We start from the raw sequence: 17,168 nt of genomic DNA, 5'->3' as shown, positions 1-17,168 counted from the left end.
GCGTCCTTGGTATTGAAGGGAGAGGCTCAGCCTTGCAGGCTGAAGTCCTTGGCATGAGCGCCCATGACTTCGGCACGGCGGACTTCGGTCCAGTACATCCAGATCAGCGAGACCCAGACCACGCCGTACATCAGCATGAAGGCGCTGGAACGGATGCCGGTGATGTCCACCAGTGCGCCGAACATGATGGGCAGCACGAAACCGCCCAGGCCACCGGCCAGGCCGACGATGCCGCTGATGGTGCCGATGTTGCCGGTGTAGTCGTCACTGATGTACTTGAAGACGCTGGCCTTGCCGAAGGCAAAGGCGATGCCCAGGATGAACATCAAGACGGTGAAGGCATAGACGTTGAGGCCGATGTGGAAGGTCTTGGGGCCGTTGGTGGTGGCCACCGTGAAGTCGAACTGCGGGTAGCTCAACAGGAACAGGCAGATCCAGCTCACCCACATCACCCACCAGGTCACGCTGTGGGCGCCGTATTTGTCGGACAGCCAGCCGCCCACGGCGCGCAGGACGCCGCCGGGCAGCGAGAAGCAGGCTGCCAGCAGCGCCGCGGCACGGATGTCCAGGCCGTATTCACCCACGTAGTACTGCACCATCCAGAGCGACAGCGCCACATAGCCGCCGAACACGATGCTGTAGTACTGGCAGTACTTCAGCACTTTCGGATCTTTCAGGGCCCGGAGCTGGTCGGTGAACTTGACGTTGCTGGGCACCAGATGGGTCGGGTCGCTGTAGCTGAAGAACCAGAACACGATGACCGTGCCCAGCATGATGGCGGCATAGACCTGCGGCACCATGGTCCAACCGAAGGCCACTACCAGTGCCGGCGCGATGAACTTGTTGACTGCAGCACCCGAGTTGCCGGCCCCATACACACCCATGGCAAAACCTTGGCGGTTCTTTGGGAACCAGCGCGCCACATAGGGCGTACCGACCGAGAACGAACCACCGGCCAAGCCGACGAACAGACCGATCACCAGGAAATGCCAATATTGCGTGGCATGGGCCATCAACCAGATGGCCGGCACGGTGCAGGCCATCAGAATGGTCATGACGATGCGGCCACCGAACTTGTCGGTCCAGATGCCCAGTGGGACGCGGATCAGAGAGCCGGTCAGCACCGGCATCGCGGTGAGCAGGCCGAATTCGGTGGCGTTGAGGTTGAGCGCCTTCTTGATCGGGATGCCGATCACGCCGAACATCATCCACACCATGAAACACACGGTGAAGGCCAGCGTACTGACGATCAGCACCGAAAGTGCTTGTCTGTTTTTTTCCATGTCCATACTCCTTTTAAGGATGGACTGACTCTAGGGTTCAGGCGCCGTGGGCGCCATCCTTCGCTGGCAGGTGCGGCATAGTTCGAAAGAACTATGTGAGACTGGAATTCGTTGCCTGTTTGATGCAGGTCAAAAGATAGCCCGGATGGGCGATTCAGGTCAAGCCGTTTTCGGTGGCCAGTACGGCGGCCTGGACGCGCGAACTCACGTCGAGTTTGCGCAGCACGTGCTGCACGTGGATCTTGACTGTGGTCTCGGCGATGCCCAGTTCGCGGCCGATTTCCTTGTTGCTGGCGCCGCGTGCGATGCCGCGCAGGATGTCGCGTTCGCGCGGCGACAGGCTGTCCAGCAGCGGGGAGCTTGCCGGGGGGGGCGCTGAGACCGTGGCCGTGGCGGGGCGCATGCCGTTGCTGGCGCCCTGGAAGGCCGCCACCAGCTTGCTGGTCATCTCCTGCGCCAGCACGCTTTCGCCGGCCATGACGCGGCGGATGGCCGCCGCCAGGGCGTCGCCCTCGATGGTCTTGAGCAGATAGCCGGCGGCGCCGGCTTTCAGGGCATCGGCCAGATCCTGTTCGTCCTCACTGACGGTGAGCATCAGCACCCGGCTGCTGGGCGCTGCTTCGCGCAGGGACGGCAGCGCATCCACGCCCCGCACGCCGGGTAGGTGGTTGTCGAGCAGGATCAGGTCGGGCTGCAATTCCTGGGCGCGGCGTTGGGCTTCGCCGGCGTCGGCGGCATCGCCCACCACCTCGAACTGCGGCTCGCGCGAGAGCAGGGCCATCAGGCCGCGGCGGAACAGGGTGTGGTCATCGACGACCAGGATGCGGATGGTTGCAGACAAGGCCATGGTAAATATTCAATGCGGATCAAGCGCGACGGCCGTCAGCAGGGGGGCCGAGGGTGTCAGCTGGGCCGGCAAGATCAGCACGATGGAGGTGCCGCGCCCAGGGGTGGAGATGACGTCAATCCGGGCGCCAATGCGTTCCGCCCGTTCGCTCATGATGCGCAGGCCGACATGGGTTTCGTCGAGACGGCGATCGCTGACGAAGCCGATGCCGTTGTCGCGGACCTCGAAACGCCATTCGGGTTGTTGCTGCACGTCGACCCAGACCTGCGACGCACGGGCATGCTTGCGCACGTTGGAGAGGGCTTCCTGGATGATGTGCAGCACCTGGATCTGCAGGTCGGGCGACAGCGGCAGGCCGTGGCCCTCGATCTGCAGATGGGTTTGCAGGCCGCTCTGGTGTTCGAACTTGCGCAGGGTGGTGGCCAGCGCCGGCTCGATGTCTTCTGTGTTGGCGCGGGTGCGGAAGTGCAGCAGCAGCTCGCGTACGTCGCCATAACTTTCGCGCACGCCGACGTCGATTTCCTCCAGCACCTGCTCGATCGCCTTCTGGTCGCCGCCCGCCAGCGCATCGCGCATGAGCTGGACCTGGATCTTGAGGAAGGCCAGCGACTGTGCGATCGAGTCGTGCAGTTCGCGCGCCAGCAGGTTGCGCTCCTGCGCCACGGCGGCTTCTTTTTCCAGTGCGTTGAGACGCAGGTTCTCCATCGCGCTGGCCAGGTGGCTGGCCAGTGCCTCCAGCAGCGAGCGCTCCGCCGCGGAGAGGGTGATCTTGGCGTGGAAGAATAGGTCGACCTCGCCCATCAGGCGCTCATGCAGGCACACCGGGATGTTGACGAGGGTCTCGAAACCGGCCTTGCCGCAGAGCCGCTCCTTGGTGTTGCCCAGTGCATGGATCGGGATGACGCGCAAGGCCGCCGGTCCTGTGGAAGAACCGCAATCACAATCGCCCTTGTGGATGCAGTGCTCGGCTTCCAGCATGTCGGTCGGCAAACCGTTGGCGGCCAGCATGAGGTAGCGCTGGTTGGCCTGGTCCGACCAGCGTAGCGCCACGCCGTCGGCATGCGCGATGCGCATGATGCTGCGGGCAAAACCCTGCGCCAGTTCATCCAGCGTGGTGACGTGTGCCACCAGCGTTGTGACCTCGTACAGACTTTCCAGTCGTTCGCGCTTTTCTTCCAGTTCAGCGGTCTTTTCCGCCACCTTGCCTTCCAGATTGCGGTACATCGACTGCAGGTTCTCCGCCATGCCGTTGAAGCCCTGGGCCAGCGTGCCGAATTCGTCGCGCGTGAGTTTCTCGACGCGGGCGTCGAAGTCGCCGCCCTGGATCTTTTCGATCGCCTGCTTGAGCAGCCCCACCGGCTCCAGCACGAACAGATGACCGGCATACAGCAGCACCAGTGCGCCGAGCACGACCACGGCCATCATGGTGGTCTGCAGCAGGTGCAGGATGGCGGTCCAGCGCGAGATGTGGTGCTCGATGCCCTGGACGAAAGCCTCGATGTGCTCGACAAAGGAGATGGTCCGCGTGCGCAGCTCCTGCGGCGATGTCGGGGTGGCTGCCAGCGAACGGAAAACCTTCCAGTCCTGCTCGATGACGTTGAAGCGTCTCTGCACGGTGTCGTCCCACGGCACGAACAGGGGACGTTCCGGGTCGCCATGGCGCAGCACGGCCAGGCTGTCCTCGAATTCGCGTACCTGGGCCGGCACGGCGGCCATTTCCCCGGTGCCCAGCGAGAGCGAGAGGCGGTAGGCCTGCATGCGCATGCGACCGGCCTCGTTGACGGCGGCGGCGCCTCCGTCGAGCTGCCACGACACCCACAGCGTGGCCGCCGTGGCCACCAGGGCCAGAAGCAGGAAAGGCGTTGCCACCAAGGCGAGCTTGGCGCTCAGGCTCCAGTGCTTGCGGCGTGTCATGGCTGGCATCTTAGCTTCAGGGCCTGACGCGCCGGCCCTGCAAGCCGGAGTAAATTGATCTGGATCATGACTTTCTGGCCCCAGCCTCTTAGACTGGGAGCATTCTGAAACGGAGACCCACCATGGATTTGCTCAAGCACGACATCGCCACCGAATTCCCTCAGCTGAAAGACAAAATCCATACCCTGAAGACGACGCACCACCATTTCGCGCGTCTGTTCAACGATTACGACGAGGTGAACCACACCATCACCAAGGCCGAGACCGGCGGTGCCGTCATGACCGACGAAGCCCTGGAGAACCTCAAGAAGCAGCGCCTCAAGCTGAAGGACGAGATCGTGCAGATGCTGCACGCGGCCTGACGCTTCGAACGCTTTCCCCGCGAGCCGCCGGGGCCGGCCCCGCCGGTGCCACGGCGTTGACGGCGCTCAGATGGCGCGCATCACCTTGCTGGGCCGGTGTATTGGGTCAACCGCGCACGTCGGCCACCGGCTCGGTGCCGAAATCGGGCCGGGCCAGATAAGCCAGCACCTTGCGCGCGGCGGTCTCTGGGCTGTCAAGCTGGTCCCCGCTTTTGAGTTGTTCAAAACGGCCGCGGTCCGGGAAGGCGGTGGGGTCGGCATTGCGCAACTGCACCTGCATGTCGGTGTCGATCACGCCCGGGGCCAGTGAGCAGACCCTGGCGCTATCCGGCTTCCGGGCTTCTTCCAGCGCTAGGCAACGCGTGAAATGGTCCATGCCGGCCTTGGCGGCGCAGTACGGGGCCTGCGAGGCCATGGGGCGCCGTCCCAGGCCCGACGAGATATTGAGCACTCGGCGCGGAATGCCCCAGCCCTCGGTGGCGCCGAGGAAGGCTGCGCTCAGCAGCAGGGGGGCTTCCAGATCCACGCGCATCACCTGCGCCAGTTCGTCCGGGTCAGCGGCCGACAGGGGGCTGACGCGTGGAATCACCCCTGCGTTGTTGATCAGCGTGGCGCTGGCATAACGCGCAGCGGGGCGGCCCAGCCATTGGCGCAGCATGGCGGCGGCCTCACGGCTGTGGGCCAGATCCAGCGGCCATTGCTCCAGTTGACAAGCGCTTGGCCGCGCCTGCGCGGCCAGGGTCTCACTGGTCTGGCGTGCAATGCACAGCAGAGCGTGATCCGGCTGCAGCAGTTGCCGGGCCATGGCCAGCCCCATGCCGCGCGAAGCGCCGGTGAGGATGTACAGATGGGGGTGAGACATGATGAGCTCCCTGGAGTGCCAAATGTGCTGGTTTGTCTTGTGGAATATGTGCCAACAGCTATTGTTTTTATAGCAAAAAACGATGTCAGAACGGTGGCGGGCTGCTCAGCTGCAGAGGCAGCCCGGTGAGCGGGTGCTGCAGGGCCACTGCACTGGCGTGCAACAGCAAGCGTGGGCTGCGCGCCTGAACCTCGGCGCTGGCATACAGCGCATCCCCGACGATGGCGTGGCCCAGGGCCTGCAGGTGCACGCGCAGCTGGTGCGAGCGGCCCGTCACGGGCTCCAGTTCCAGCCGGGTTTGTGGCAGGCCGGCTGCATCGGCTTCATGTGCCAGCACGCGCCAGCGCGTCAGGCTGGGCTTGCCGCGCGGATCGATGATGTGCAGCGGCCGGCGCGGCCAGTCCAGCAGGATGGGCAGCTCGATCACCTGCCATGTGTCAGCGGGTGGTTCAAGGTGGCCGTCGACCACGGCGACGTAGCGTTTGTGCACCATGCGGTTGGCAAAGGCGATGCTGAGTTCGCGCTGCATGGCCGCGCCGCGTGCCATCAGCAGCAGGCCGGAGGTTGCCATATCCAGCCGGTGCACGATGAGGGCGTCGGCAAAGTGGCGTTGTACGCGGGCACTCAGGCAGTCCTGTTTGTCGGGGCCGCGGCCAGGCACGGAAAGCAGGCCGGCCGGTTTGTCGAGTACCAGCAGGGCCTCGTCGGCATGCCTCAGGGTGATGCCGTCAAGCGCTTGCATCGGGCGCGGCAGTGGGCTCACCCCGAAGCAGGCGCTGCACGGTTTCGCACATCTCCTCCACGTCATTGGGCTTGTGGATCAGGGCGCGTGCACCGGCAGCCTGGGCGGCCTGTTCGATCTCGGGCGTGACATAACCGGACGCCAGTGCCACCGGCAGGCCGGGCCGGATGGCGGCCGCATCGCGCAGCAGGTCCACGCCGCTGTAGCCCGGCATGTTGTAGTCGGTCACCAGCAGGTCGATGTCGGCCGGGTTGTCGCGCAGCGCGGCCAGGGCCTGCTGCGGATCGGTGTAGGTGCTGACCTTCAGGCCCTTGCGGCTCAATGCGCGCTGCATCAGGAACACCAGGGCCTGGTCGTCGTCGACATACATGACATGGCCGCTGGCGGTGTTGCCGCTGGCCGGGCGCCGCGTCTTGACGGGCGCGGGCTCCACCGGCTCGACGGCCTCGTCGAGTGCCGGAAAGTACAGCGTGAAGGCGCTGCCCGCGCCGGGTGTGCTCTGCACATCGACCGTACCCATGTGGGTGCGCATGACGCCATGCACCACGGCCAGGCCCAGGCCCGTGCCCTGGCCGACCTGCTTGGTGGTGAAGAAGGGTTCGAACAGGCGTTGCAGTGTGGCCGGGTCGATGCCGGTGCCGGTGTCGCGCACGGTCAGCGTGGCGTAGTGGCCGGGCAGCAGCCCGAGCGGCTCGGCCTGCAGGGTGTCGAGGTGGGCATGGCCCAGCTCGATGCGCACCGTACCGCGTTTGCTGCCCATGGCGTGGATGGCATTGGTGCACAGGTTGAACAAGGCCTGCCCGACCTGGGTGGAATCGGCCAGCACGTCGGGCGTGTCGGCATCGATCTGGGCCTGCAGCTTCAGATTGGTCGGCAGTGTCACCTTCAGCAGGCGCTTGCATTCCTGCACCACGTCGGCGAGCTTGACCGGGTCGCGGCGCGGCGCCTCGTTGCGGCTGAAGGTGAGGATCTGGCGCACCAGGTCACGGGCGCGCTGGCCGGCCTTTTCGATCTGGGCCAGGCTGACCTGCGCCGGCGAGTCCGGTCCGGCATCTTCCATCGCCAGCGCCGCGTTGCCGAGGATGGCGCCCAGGATGTTGTTGAAGTCGTGCGCAATGCCGCCGGCCATGGTGCCGATGGCCTGCATCTTGTGCGACTCGCGCAGCTGCGCCTCCATGGCCTTGCGGGCCGTCAGGTCGCGCGCAAACAAGGTTGTGATGTTGCCTTGAGGATGGCGCTCGCAGGAGACGCTGACCTCCAGGGTCAGCGGCTGGCCATTGGCCGTCAGGCCGCTCACCTCGTCGAGCCGGGTGTGGCTGGAGACCTGCGTGGCGGCAATCGCGGGCATGGCGTCCGGCAGGAAGCGCGCCAGCGAGCTGTTCATGGCCTCCATGGCCGGGCACTGGAACAGGGCCGCGGCAGCCGGGTTGAAAACCGAGATGCGCTGGTCGGCATCGACGCAGATGATGGCGTCGAGCGAGGAGTTGATGATGGCCGCCATGCGGTTCTCGCTCAGGTGCAGGGCCTCGTTGCGCTGGCGCAGCGCCTCGGCGCTTTCCTGCAGTGCGTGGCGCTCGGCCAGCAGTGGGCCCTGATCGATGACGGCGCAGATGAAGTGCGCCATCTCGTCGTCCTGAGAGTACTCGATGCGCGCCATGTGCAGGTCGCCGGTGAGCGTGCCTTCCGAGCCGCGCAGAAAGACCACCTCGGTCACTTCACTGTTGCCGTTGCGGCGCGCATCGTTGAAGCAGCGTCCGACGCGCTCCAGGTGCGCCTCGTCGACCAGCGGCAGCAGGAAGTTCAGCGGCGGGTCGTATTCCTGGGGCCGGAACAGGCGCAGGGCCATGGCATTGCTCTGCACCACCATGCCGAGTTCGTCCACCACCATCAGCGCCAGTGGCACATTGGAGAACAGCGACTCGAAGCGTTCCGAGGCGCCTTCGGCGGCAATACGACTGTAGCGCAGGGCCTCGTTCTGGGCTTCCAGCTCGGCCTGGTAGCTGCGCAGTTCCTCGACCAGCTGGGACAGTGATTTCTGGGGTGTCTCGTTGCTCATGGGCGTGGGGGTATCGCGTGCGCTATTATCGCCCGCTTGCTTTCGCGGCGTGCCTGCCGCCCGGTTTTTCGAACGAGTCTGTCTTTTCCATGTCCAGCTACACCATCCGCCCCGCCACATTGCGTGACGCCAAGGCCATTGCCACCATCCACGCCAGCACCAGCGAGACCATCTACCGCGAACTCATTCCGGCCGAGTTCCTGAAGCCCCAGGGCGCCGATGCGCGTCTGGCCTTCTGGCGCGAAGCCATCGAGTACGCCGAGCCGCAGGTGCAGGTGGCCGTTGACGAGAACAACAAGGTGATCGGCTTCGTCGGCTACGACCGCTCGCGCGACGAAGGCACCAAGCCGACGGTGGGCGAGATCTGGGCCATCTACGTGCTGCCTTCTCATTGGGACACCGGTGCCGGCCTGGCACTGTGGGATGCCGCGCGCGACGGCCTGCAGGAAGAAGGCTGCACCCAGGTCACGGTCTGGTTGCCGCTGGGCAACGAGCGTGCCCTGCGTTTCCACGAACTGGCCGGCTTCAAGCGCGAACTCACCACGGCCAAGACCGTGCCGGTGGGCGGTTTCCGCCTGGAAGAAATCCGCCTCAAGCGCGCCACGGCCTGAGCGTTCAGGGCAGGTCCACCGCGGACCTGCCTGTCTTTGCGGGGGCCTGCGCGCTGCCCCCCGATGCAGTGATGGCCCCGCCGGGCCTTTCCCGACGCCCATTGCACCGATGGCGTGCATGGAGGGCATGCAAGATGCACTCTTGGTGCGGCATGCCATCGAAATGGGCAGATGCCAGGCCCTGATTCCGTTTTTTTCTTCTTCTGCCTTGCCGCGCCGTCCTGGCGCACAACTTGCGTGCATGGGTGCTGATACACCGGTGTTTCATGCTTCGTGGAAGGGCGAGCAGTTGCTTGAATGACAGGATGAGTGAGCTTTTTTCAAATCTGGGGCGTTTGTTGCGGTACATGCCGCGGGTGCAACTCCGGCGCCAGGAGTTGAGACTGGTGGAGTCGGCCTGGGACAACCTGGCCTTGCTGTCGTCGCTGTCGCGGCTGTCGTCGGATGCCTCCTCCGGCAGCGACCTGGGGCGGGCACGGCAGGAATTCGCGTCCTTGTCGGACGCGATGATGCGCGGGCTGGAGTCCGAGAGCCTGAAGAACGCCCTCGATCATCTGGCTTCCCGGGCGCAGGTGTGCATTGACATTCTTGTGCGCAATTTGTTTGAACGCACGGCGGACATCAGTTTTCTGGCCACCGATGACATCATCGCCCGGTACCTGGCGCAGACTGATCCGCTGACGCGCACCGACGTTGAGGCCCGGCTCTACGAATACGCAAGCAAATACTCGGTCTACTGTGACATCTTCCTGTTCGATGTGCAGGGACGCCTGCGAGCCAGTCTCAGGGCGCGGCCGGATGAGCCGGCGCCTCTGCCCGATCCGCGCGATGCGGTCTTTCTGCAGGCGGTGCAGACCAGCACGGCACCCTATGTCGAGCACTACGCGCAGCACCACTTCTGCATGGATTCGGCCGGGTCAGGGCCGTCCACGCTGATCTATGCGCATCGCGTGGAGTCGGGGCGGACGGTCGTCGGGACACTGTGCCTGCAATTCAATCTGGCGGATGAGATGCCCGCCATCTTCAACGCGATTCAAGGCGCCGCGGCCGCGGACGATGGCATCGTGCTGGCACTGGTCGATGCGCAAGGTGGTGTGATTGGCACCAATGACCCCTTGCAGCTTCCCCTGGGTTGGCAGATCCCGCAGTCGGGCCGGGCCGGGATGAGCACGGTGCGCCATCTCGGACGCGAGTACCTGCTGGTGGTGCGCGACACCCACGGGTTCCAGGGCTATACCGGCCCCGGCTGGCGCGGTCTGGCCATGATCCCCATGGACATGGCATTCGGGGACGATGACGAGCAGGCGGGTTCACCGTTGATGCTGGAGGCGGCCCGCAGCACCGATCTGCTGGCGGCGAACCTGCGTGACATCCCCCGCAATGCGGCCGCCATCCAGGCGGCGCTGGAGCGTTCGGTCTGGAACGGCCTGCTTGACATCAACCGGATCGAGTCGGACGGGTCGCCGGCCCACGCCCGGGAATTGGCGTTTGCCAGGACGTTGTTGTCCGAGATCGGCAATACCGCGTTCAAGACAGCCCAGGCCTTCTCCAGCACCCTGCACGACCTGCATTTCGTTGTCATCCAATCGATGCTGAGGGATGTGCAGGATCGTGCTTCACTGGCGATGCAGATCCTGGACCGCAACCTGTACGAGCGCGCCAACGACTGCCGCTGGTGGGCCCTGACACCGCAGTTTGTGAGCACGCTGCGTGCGGGAACGGTCGGGTGTGCCGATGCCACGCGCGTGTTGCAGTACATCAATTCGCTTTACACGGTGTACGCCTCCCTGGTGCTGTTTGACCGGCATGGCACGGTGGTTGCCGTGTCAAAACCGGAACTGGTGCCGCAGATCGGGCAGCCGATCCGGGCGGACTGGGCCGTGCAGGCCCTGCACCTGAGCAGCAGCCAGGACTATGTCGTGAGTGCCTTCGAACCCAGCCAGTTCTCCGGCAGCAGCCCGACCTTTGTCTACGCGGCGGCGGTCCACGATCCGGATGCGGCCGCTGCCGCCGTGCTGGGCGGCATCGGTATCGTCTGGGACGCGAGCAGCCAGCTGTCATCCATTCTGGCTGACTGCGGGGAAGGCTCCGCTGCCGATGACCTGCTGATGTTTGTGGATGCCGACGGCCACCCGATCAGCGTGCATGGCAATGATGCACTGCTGTCGGGTCAACAGGCGCCGCAGGCCTGCCTGCAGGGCGAGCGCATCGTGGAGCTGGCGGGCGCCTTGTATGGTGTCGGCATGCATCGCGGGCAGGGGTATCGGGAGTTCCGGGTCAGCGACGGTTATGCGCATGGCCTGGGTTGCATGGCGCTCAGGAGCCTGTGCAAGCCGCAGTCGCGGGCCCGGGCAGAGAGCAGCAGCCGGCCATCCGGCCGCAGCAGCCGGATCGAGGCCGGGCATGGACTGCAAGTGGCAACGTTCTGCGTGGCCGGACATTGGCTCGGCTTGCCGGCGGCGCAAGTCCTGCTGGCGGCGCCGGATGCCACCATCGCGAACGCAGGGGGCATTCAGCCCCCTTTTCTTGGCATCACCCAGATCGGCAGCAGGGCCTACCCGGTGATCGACTTGCGCAGTGTGATTGCCGCCGGCAAGGAGACAACGTCGACCGGTCTGCGGCCCGTTTCGCGAAACAGCGATCATTCGCGCCAACTCATCGTGGTGCTGGTCCAGACTGAATCCGGCAAGCTCCAAGAGCTGGCCTTGCGGGTGGATGCCCTGGGTGCCGTGCTGGAAGTCGACAGCCGCAAGGTGCAGGAGATCGCTTTGCCCGGGGGGCGCAACGGCGTCGGGTTGGTGGACGCGGTGGTCTCTGTGGCCAGTGGCGAGGGCAACCAGTCGGCGGCGACTGCCTTGCTGAGCCGTTTGTCAGGCCGCTGGCTTGAGTCCTGTGTTGCCGGGTTGCTGCGCGACTTTGCCCCGCAGGACCTGAGTACCCTGCCGACCTTGCGCTGATCCCGGTCGCGACCGGCCCAGGCTGTCGAAGCAGTGCAGGGCCGGCGTGTAGGGCTGGCGTGTAGGATACGCCGGCTCCGCCAGAAGTTCGTTTCCCCCTGTCATGCAAATTCTTCTCGCCCCAATGGAGGGGCTGCTCGATTGCGCTTTGCGCGACATCCTCACGCGTGTGGGCGGGGTCGACCGTTGTGTCTCCGAGTTCATTCGCGTCACCGACCGCCTGCTGCCCGACCGCGTTTTCACCCGCATCGTGCCCGAGCTGCGCAACGGTGGGCGCACGCTGGCCGGCGTGCCGGTGCGGCCGCAGTTGCTGGGCTCCGACCCGGCCGTGCTGGCCGACAACGCCGCGGCGCTGGCCGCACTTGGTGCGCCAGGGGTGGACCTCAACTTCGGCTGTCCGGCCAAGGTCGTCAATCGCCATGGCGGTGGTGCTGCGCTGCTCGATGAGCCGGAACTGATCGCCCGCATCGTGGCTGAAGTGCGCCGCGCCGTGCCGGCCCAGGTGCCGGTGTCGGCCAAGATGCGCCTCGGTTTCAATGACGACAGCCGCGCCGAGGAATGCGCCCAGGCCATTGCCGACAGCGGCGCCGATGAACTGGTGGTGCACGCGCGCACCAAGGCGCACGGTTACCGTCCGCCGGCCTACTGGGAGCGTATTGCGGACCTGCGCGCGCGGGTCAGCGTGCCGATGGTGGCGAATGGCGAAATCTGGACGGTGCAGGACGCACTGCGTTGCCGCGAAGTCACCGGCTGCGACAGCCTGATGCTGGGCCGCGGCATGGTGGCCGACCCGGGGTTAGGCTTGGCGGTGCGGGCGGCCGTTGGCGTGCAAGCCGCAGCGCCGGTGGCCTGGTCTTCCCTGTTGCCGCTGATGGCGGATTTCTGGCGGCTGGTCAGTGGCCGTGTCGAGCGCCGCCACCGTGCTGGGCGCCTCAAGCAGTGGCTCAACTACCTGCGTCGCGTCTATCCTGAGGCGCAGGAGGCCTTCATGGCCTTGCGCACCATCAACGATCCGGTGCTGGTCGAACAGTGGCTCAATGCACAGCTGGCCACTGCGCCAGCAAGGGCTGAATGTCGGCCAGGTCGGCAACCGGCGTGATGCCGTCGAGGTCGCGCCTTTTCAGCGCTGGGTGATGGCCGCCGGCCCAGATGCTGATGTCGGCGGGCAGCTTGGCACGCAATTCCTGCAGGCCGCGCAGCATCTGGTTGGTGTTGACGCTGGCGCTGAAGCTCAGGCCCACGATCTGCACCCGGTTGGCCTGCGCCGCCTGCGCAATCTCCAGCAATGGGGTCTGCACCCCGAGCGAGACGCAGTTGCAGCCCTCCAGCACCAGCATCGCCTCGGCCATCAGCAGGCCTAGCGCATGCGGCTCCTGCGGGAAGGTGGTGAGCAGAACACGCGGGCGCCCCGGCAGGGGCGTTGCGGGCGTGCTGCCGATGGCGCTGCGCAGCACCGCCGTCACGCTCTCGGTGTACATGTGTTCTTCGAACACCTGAATCTCGCCCCGCACCCAGGCCTCGCCGACCAGCACATTCAGTGGCGCCAGCAGTTCGGTGACGAAGCGGCCCAGGCCCATGCGCAGCACAGCCTGGTTGAGGGCGCGGCGCAGGCCGACGACATCGTGTTCCTTGAGTCCTTCGAGGATGGCCCGCTGTTCCGTGCTGGCCGCTGCGTCGCCGCTGGCGCCTGGTGCCACCTGCTGCACCAGTTGCTGCAGCGCCGGCATGGGCAGTGACACCACCCGGCCCGGGCGTTGCCCGCTGTTGAGCAAACGTGCAATCAGGCGCAGCCGCTCCACCTGGTCGGCCGGATAGACACGCTCGTCGAAGGCATCTCGCACCGGCTGCGGAAAGCCGTAGCGGCGCTCCCAGACGCGCAAGGTGTCCTTGGACAGGCCGGTGTCGCGTTCGACGGCCGAAATCGGCAGGGCAGCGGGTGAACTGGGGACGTTCATGGCGGGCAGGTTGCTGGCTTCAATGCTTGATCGATGAGTGTGGTCTTTAGTGCAGTCCATTTATTTGTCTAGGACAAATGCAATAATTTTCTTCAATTATTCGAATGTTACTCGTTTATTTTGATATTTGTCCATGTCAGATATTCGGTTGGATGCGCCTGCTGAGTGGCTGGGCAAGACGGCTGACAGGACGCCAAAACTGCAGGCAAGTCATGAAAATAGCAATTGTCGGTTCAGGCATTTCGGGGTTGGCCGTGGCCCATGCCCTGCGCGGGCGCGCCGACATCACGCTGTTCGAGGCAGCCGACTACTTTGGCGGCCACACCCACACGGTGGATATCACGCTGCCCACGGCGCAAGGGCTGCGCACCTGGGGTGTGGACACCGGTTTTCTGGTGTTCAACGAACGCACCTACCCGAACCTGATCCAGCTGCTGGCCGAACTCGGGGTGGCCACCGCCAGGACCGACATGAGCTTTTCCGTCAAGGCGGCGGACGCGACCCGGGGCCGCACCCTGGAGTGGAACGGCGCCAACCTCAACACCGTGTTTGCCCAGCGCGGCAACCTGCTCAACCCGCGTTTCCTGCGCATGCTGCGCGAGGTGCTGCGTTTCAACCAACTGGCCACCCGTCTGGCCGAGAGTGGGCAGGAAGACGAACTGGTGCAGCCGCTGGGTGAGTTCCTCGATGCCCATGGCTTCAGCGCCGAATTCCGCGACTGGTATTTCCTGCCCATGATGGCCTGCATCTGGAGCTGCCCTACTGCCCAGATGCTGCAGTTCCCGGTTTCGACCATGATCCGCTTCTGCCATAACCACGGTCTCATCCAGGTCAACGGCCGGCCGCAGTGGTGGACGGTGACAGGCGGCGCGCGCCATTACGTCGACAAGATCGTGGACCGCATTGCCGACAAGCGGCTGGCCACGCCGGTGCGCCTGATCGAGCGTGATGCGGATGGCGTTACCGTCTTCACCGACCAGGGGCCCGAGCGTTTTGACAAACTGGTGCTGGCCACGCACTCCGACCAGGCGCTGCGGCTCTTGCGGCACCCCTCCGAACTGGAGGCGCGCACCTTGGGCGCCATCCGCTACCAGGCCAACCGCGCTGTGCTGCACACCGATGCCGCGGTGCTGCCGGCCAGCCGCCGTGCCTGGGCGGCCTGGAACTACGAACGCGCGCCGGCCACCGAGCAGGAGCACAGCCGCGTCTGTCTGCATTACCTGCTGAACAAGTTGCAGCCTTTGCCCTTCACGCAGCCGGTCATCGTCTCGCTCAACCCGGTGCAGGCCATCGCCGCGCAGCACGTGCTGGGCGACTACGCGTACGCGCACCCGGTGTTCGACGTACCCGCCATCCGTGCCCAGGCTGACATGCCGCAACTGCAGGGCCGGCAGCACACCTGGTACTGCGGTGCCTGGATGGGTTACGGCTTCCACGAAGACGGCCTCAAGGCCGGGCTGTCGGTGGCGCGCCAGCTGCTGGTGGACATTTCCTTGCGCGAGCCGAGTTACCCATGAACACGGTCACCCCGCTCATCGGTTTTGGCCAGGTGCGCCACACGCGGCTGCGGCCGGCACGTCACGCCTTTGCCTACCCGACGTTTTTTCTCATGCTGCCCTTGCGCAGCATGCAGCGGCAGGGCGGGGGGGCGCTGGCTTTCAACCGGGCCGGCTGGCTGAGTTTTCACGACGTCGATCACGGCGATGGCCGCAGCGCAGCGCAAGGCGGGGCGCTCGGTTGGCTGGAGGAGCTGCTGCGCAGCCACGGCGTCGTTGATGCCGATGGCGAGATCTGGCTGCACTGCTACCCACGCGTGCTGGGTTACACCTTCAAGCCGGTGAGCTTCTGGTACTGCCATGCGGCTGACGGCAGCCTGCGCGCGATCGTGGCCGAGGTCAACAACACCTTCGGCGAACGCCACTGCTATTTGCTGGAGGCGCCGCGCTACGGCCAGGAGCTGCGTGCGACCAAGGTGTTCCACGTCTCGCCCTTCTGCCGTGTCGAAGGCGACTACCGCTTCCGTTTCCTGCGCACGGTGCGTGCCGGTGTGCCCCACACCGTGGTGCGTGTCGACCTCGATGACGCCCAGGGCCCCTTGCTGCAGACCAGCGTCAGCGGTGTGCTCGAACCGGTGACGCCGCAAGCCATCCGCCGGGCCCTGTGGCGGCACCCGGCCATGACGCTGGGCCTGATCGCGCACATCCACTGGCAGGCCTGCCGCCTGTGGTTCAAGCGTGTTCCGTTTTTTGCCAAACCGGCACCACCGCCGGCGTTCGTCACCCGTTCCAACCCCAGGTCCTCCACGCCATGAACACCACCACCGCACCGACCCTGATGCTTCCGCGCAGTGCCCCGGCCAGCGCGCGCACCGTCTTCAAGCTGCTGCAGCGCCTGCGCCATGGCACGCTGACCCTGCACCTGCCCGACGGCACAGTGCCGCAGTTCGGCCGGGGCGAGCAGCCCGCGGCCACCCTGGTGCTGCACAACTGGGCCGTGTTCGGTGCGACACTCAAGTCCGGCGACATCGGGTTTGCCGAAAGCTACATGGCCGGCGACTGGAGCACGCCGCAGCTGGCCGAGCTGCTGCGCCTGTTCGTGCGCAACCGGCAGGAGATCGAGGGCGTGATCTACGGCAGCTGGCTCGGCAGCCTGTGGTACCGGCTGCGTCACCTGCTGCATCGCAATACCCGAACCAACAGCCGGAGAAACATCCACGCCCACTACGACCTCGGCAACGCCTTCTATCAGCTCTGGCTGGACGAGACCATGAACTACTCCTCGGCCTGGTTCCAAGGCAGGCTGGACGGTGACATGGTGCCGGCGCAGCAGGCCAAGGTGCGTCGTGCGCTGCGCATGGCCGGCGTGGGGCCGGGCGACCGTGTGCTGGAGATCGGTTGCGGCTGGGGCGCACTGGCCGAGATGGCCAGCACCGAGTTCGACGCCCGTGTGGTTGGCGTCACGCTCAGCACCGAGCAGCTGGCCTGGGGGCAGGCGCGCCTGGCCCGACTGGGGGTGGGGCAGGGCGCGGGCCAGCGGGCCGACCTGCGCTTGCAGGACTACCGCGACATCAACGACGGCCCGTTCGACGCCATCTGCTCCATCGAGATGGTGGAGGCCGTGGGCCGCGAGTACTGGCCGCAGTACTTCGAGACCGTGCACCGCCTGCTCAAGACCGGTGGCCGTGCCTGCATCCAGAGCATCGTCATCGACGACGCGCTGTTCGAACGCTATGTGAACTCGACCGACTTCATCCAGCAGTACATCTTTCCCGGCGGCTGTCTGCCGTCTCCCGGCGAGTTCCGACGCCAGGCCGAAGCGGCCGGCCTGAAGGTGGTGGACGAGCTGGCTTTCGGCCCCGACTACGCCGAGACACTGCGGCGCTGGCGCCACCAGTTCCTGGCCGAGCAACGCCGCATCCTGCAACTGGGTTTTGACGAAAGGTTCATGCGCTTATGGGAGTTCTATCTGGCTTACTGCGAAGCGGCTTTCGACGAGGCGAACATCGATGTGGTGCAGTTCACGCTACAAAAAAAATAGCGGCTGGCGCATTGTTGATAGGGTCTGCGACCATTTTTGGCC

Annotated in this window: 15 protein-coding genes; 8 read left to right on the top strand and 7 right to left on the bottom strand. The window is 65.5% G+C overall.

Annotated elements, in window-relative coordinates:
* Positions 1-26 precede the first annotated feature (26 nt).
* From CDE01S_RS03155 to CDE01S_RS03145, 3 genes are all read right to left on the bottom strand, one after another.
* Positions 27-1,283 (bottom strand): MFS transporter, encoded by a 1,257-nt coding sequence (locus CDE01S_RS03155; protein ID WP_066703888.1) that lies wholly within the window; start codon positions 1,281-1,283, stop codon positions 27-29.
* A 154-nt stretch (positions 1,284-1,437) separates the two neighbouring features.
* Complete coding sequence (locus CDE01S_RS03150; protein WP_066703614.1) at positions 1,438-2,130, bottom strand: response regulator; 693 nt, start codon at positions 2,128-2,130, stop codon at positions 1,438-1,440.
* 9 nt (positions 2,131-2,139) lie between these two features.
* A complete protein-coding gene (locus CDE01S_RS03145; RefSeq protein WP_066703886.1) occupies positions 2,140-4,044 on the bottom strand; it encodes a type IV pili methyl-accepting chemotaxis transducer N-terminal domain-containing protein in 1,905 nt (634 codons plus the stop codon).
* Positions 4,045-4,166: 122 nt separating this feature from the next.
* On the opposite strand from CDE01S_RS03145, the gene CDE01S_RS03140 reads away from it, so the two are divergent.
* Complete coding sequence (locus tag CDE01S_RS03140; RefSeq protein ID WP_066703612.1) at positions 4,167-4,406, top strand: HP1242/YdcH family protein; 240 nt, start codon at positions 4,167-4,169, stop codon at positions 4,404-4,406.
* 106 nt (positions 4,407-4,512) lie between these two features.
* Here CDE01S_RS03140 and CDE01S_RS03135 read toward each other — a convergent pair whose 3' ends face one another.
* The 3 genes from CDE01S_RS03135 to CDE01S_RS03125 form a co-directional block, all read right to left on the bottom strand.
* Positions 4,513-5,268 (bottom strand): SDR family NAD(P)-dependent oxidoreductase, encoded by a 756-nt coding sequence (locus CDE01S_RS03135; RefSeq protein WP_066703604.1) that lies wholly within the window; start codon positions 5,266-5,268, stop codon positions 4,513-4,515.
* A gap of 85 nt (positions 5,269-5,353) precedes the next feature.
* Positions 5,354-6,010 carry an RluA family pseudouridine synthase gene (locus tag CDE01S_RS03130; RefSeq protein WP_066703885.1) on the bottom strand — a complete coding sequence of 219 codons (657 nt, stop codon included), beginning with the start codon at positions 6,008-6,010 and terminating at the stop codon, positions 5,354-5,356.
* Positions 5,997-8,066 carry a PAS domain-containing hybrid sensor histidine kinase/response regulator gene (locus CDE01S_RS03125; RefSeq protein WP_066703601.1) on the bottom strand — a complete coding sequence of 690 codons (2,070 nt, stop codon included), beginning with the start codon at positions 8,064-8,066 and terminating at the stop codon, positions 5,997-5,999. Before CDE01S_RS03125 ends, CDE01S_RS03130 begins: the two co-directional genes overlap by 14 nt.
* A gap of 89 nt (positions 8,067-8,155) precedes the next feature.
* Between CDE01S_RS03125 and CDE01S_RS03120 the strand changes: the two genes are divergently transcribed.
* The 4 genes from CDE01S_RS03120 (at position 8,156) to CDE01S_RS03105 (ending at position 12,733) form a co-directional block, all read left to right on the top strand.
* Positions 8,156-8,677, top strand: a complete 522-nt coding sequence (locus CDE01S_RS03120; protein ID WP_066703599.1) for a GNAT family N-acetyltransferase — start codon at positions 8,156-8,158, stop codon at positions 8,675-8,677.
* A gap of 127 nt (positions 8,678-8,804) precedes the next feature.
* Positions 8,805-8,978: a hypothetical protein gene (locus tag CDE01S_RS03115; protein WP_157077025.1), complete on the top strand. Its 174-nt coding sequence runs from the start codon at positions 8,805-8,807 to the stop codon at positions 8,976-8,978.
* A gap of 4 nt (positions 8,979-8,982) precedes the next feature.
* Entirely contained in the window at positions 8,983-11,634 is a 2,652-nt protein-coding gene (locus tag CDE01S_RS03110) for a chemotaxis protein CheW (protein WP_066703593.1), read from the top strand.
* Positions 11,635-11,737: 103 nt separating this feature from the next.
* A complete protein-coding gene (locus tag CDE01S_RS03105; RefSeq protein ID WP_066703590.1) occupies positions 11,738-12,733 on the top strand; it encodes a tRNA dihydrouridine synthase in 996 nt (331 codons plus the stop codon).
* On the opposite strand, the gene CDE01S_RS03100 is transcribed toward CDE01S_RS03105, so the two are convergent.
* A complete protein-coding gene (locus CDE01S_RS03100; protein ID WP_066703587.1) occupies positions 12,669-13,589 on the bottom strand; it encodes a MerR family transcriptional regulator in 921 nt (306 codons plus the stop codon). The genes CDE01S_RS03105 and CDE01S_RS03100 overlap by 65 nt on opposite strands.
* Positions 13,590-13,801: 212 nt before the next feature.
* On the opposite strand from CDE01S_RS03100, the gene CDE01S_RS03095 reads away from it, so the two are divergent.
* Genes CDE01S_RS03095 through CDE01S_RS03085 form a run of 3 tightly spaced genes read left to right on the top strand, consistent with a single transcriptional unit; the run spans position 13,802 to position 17,126 of the window.
* The gene (locus tag CDE01S_RS03095; RefSeq protein ID WP_066703585.1) at positions 13,802-15,106 is read left to right on the top strand and encodes an NAD(P)/FAD-dependent oxidoreductase; all 1,305 of its coding nucleotides are present in this window, start codon (positions 13,802-13,804) and stop codon (positions 15,104-15,106) included.
* Positions 15,103-15,900 carry a DUF1365 domain-containing protein gene (locus tag CDE01S_RS03090; RefSeq protein WP_066703582.1) on the top strand — a complete coding sequence of 266 codons (798 nt, stop codon included), beginning with the start codon at positions 15,103-15,105 and terminating at the stop codon, positions 15,898-15,900. The genes CDE01S_RS03095 and CDE01S_RS03090 overlap by 4 nt, the downstream gene beginning before the upstream one ends.
* A complete protein-coding gene (locus tag CDE01S_RS03085; RefSeq protein WP_066703579.1) occupies positions 15,897-17,126 on the top strand; it encodes an SAM-dependent methyltransferase in 1,230 nt (409 codons plus the stop codon). Before CDE01S_RS03090 ends, CDE01S_RS03085 begins: the two co-directional genes overlap by 4 nt.
* Positions 17,127-17,168: the final 42 nt, after the last annotated feature.

It is taken from the genome of Curvibacter delicatus NBRC 14919, assembly GCF_001592265.1.
Classification (GTDB): Bacteria; Pseudomonadota; Gammaproteobacteria; order Burkholderiales; family Burkholderiaceae_C; genus Hylemonella; species Hylemonella delicata.
This window is presented reverse-complemented; position numbering and strand designations above follow the sequence as displayed.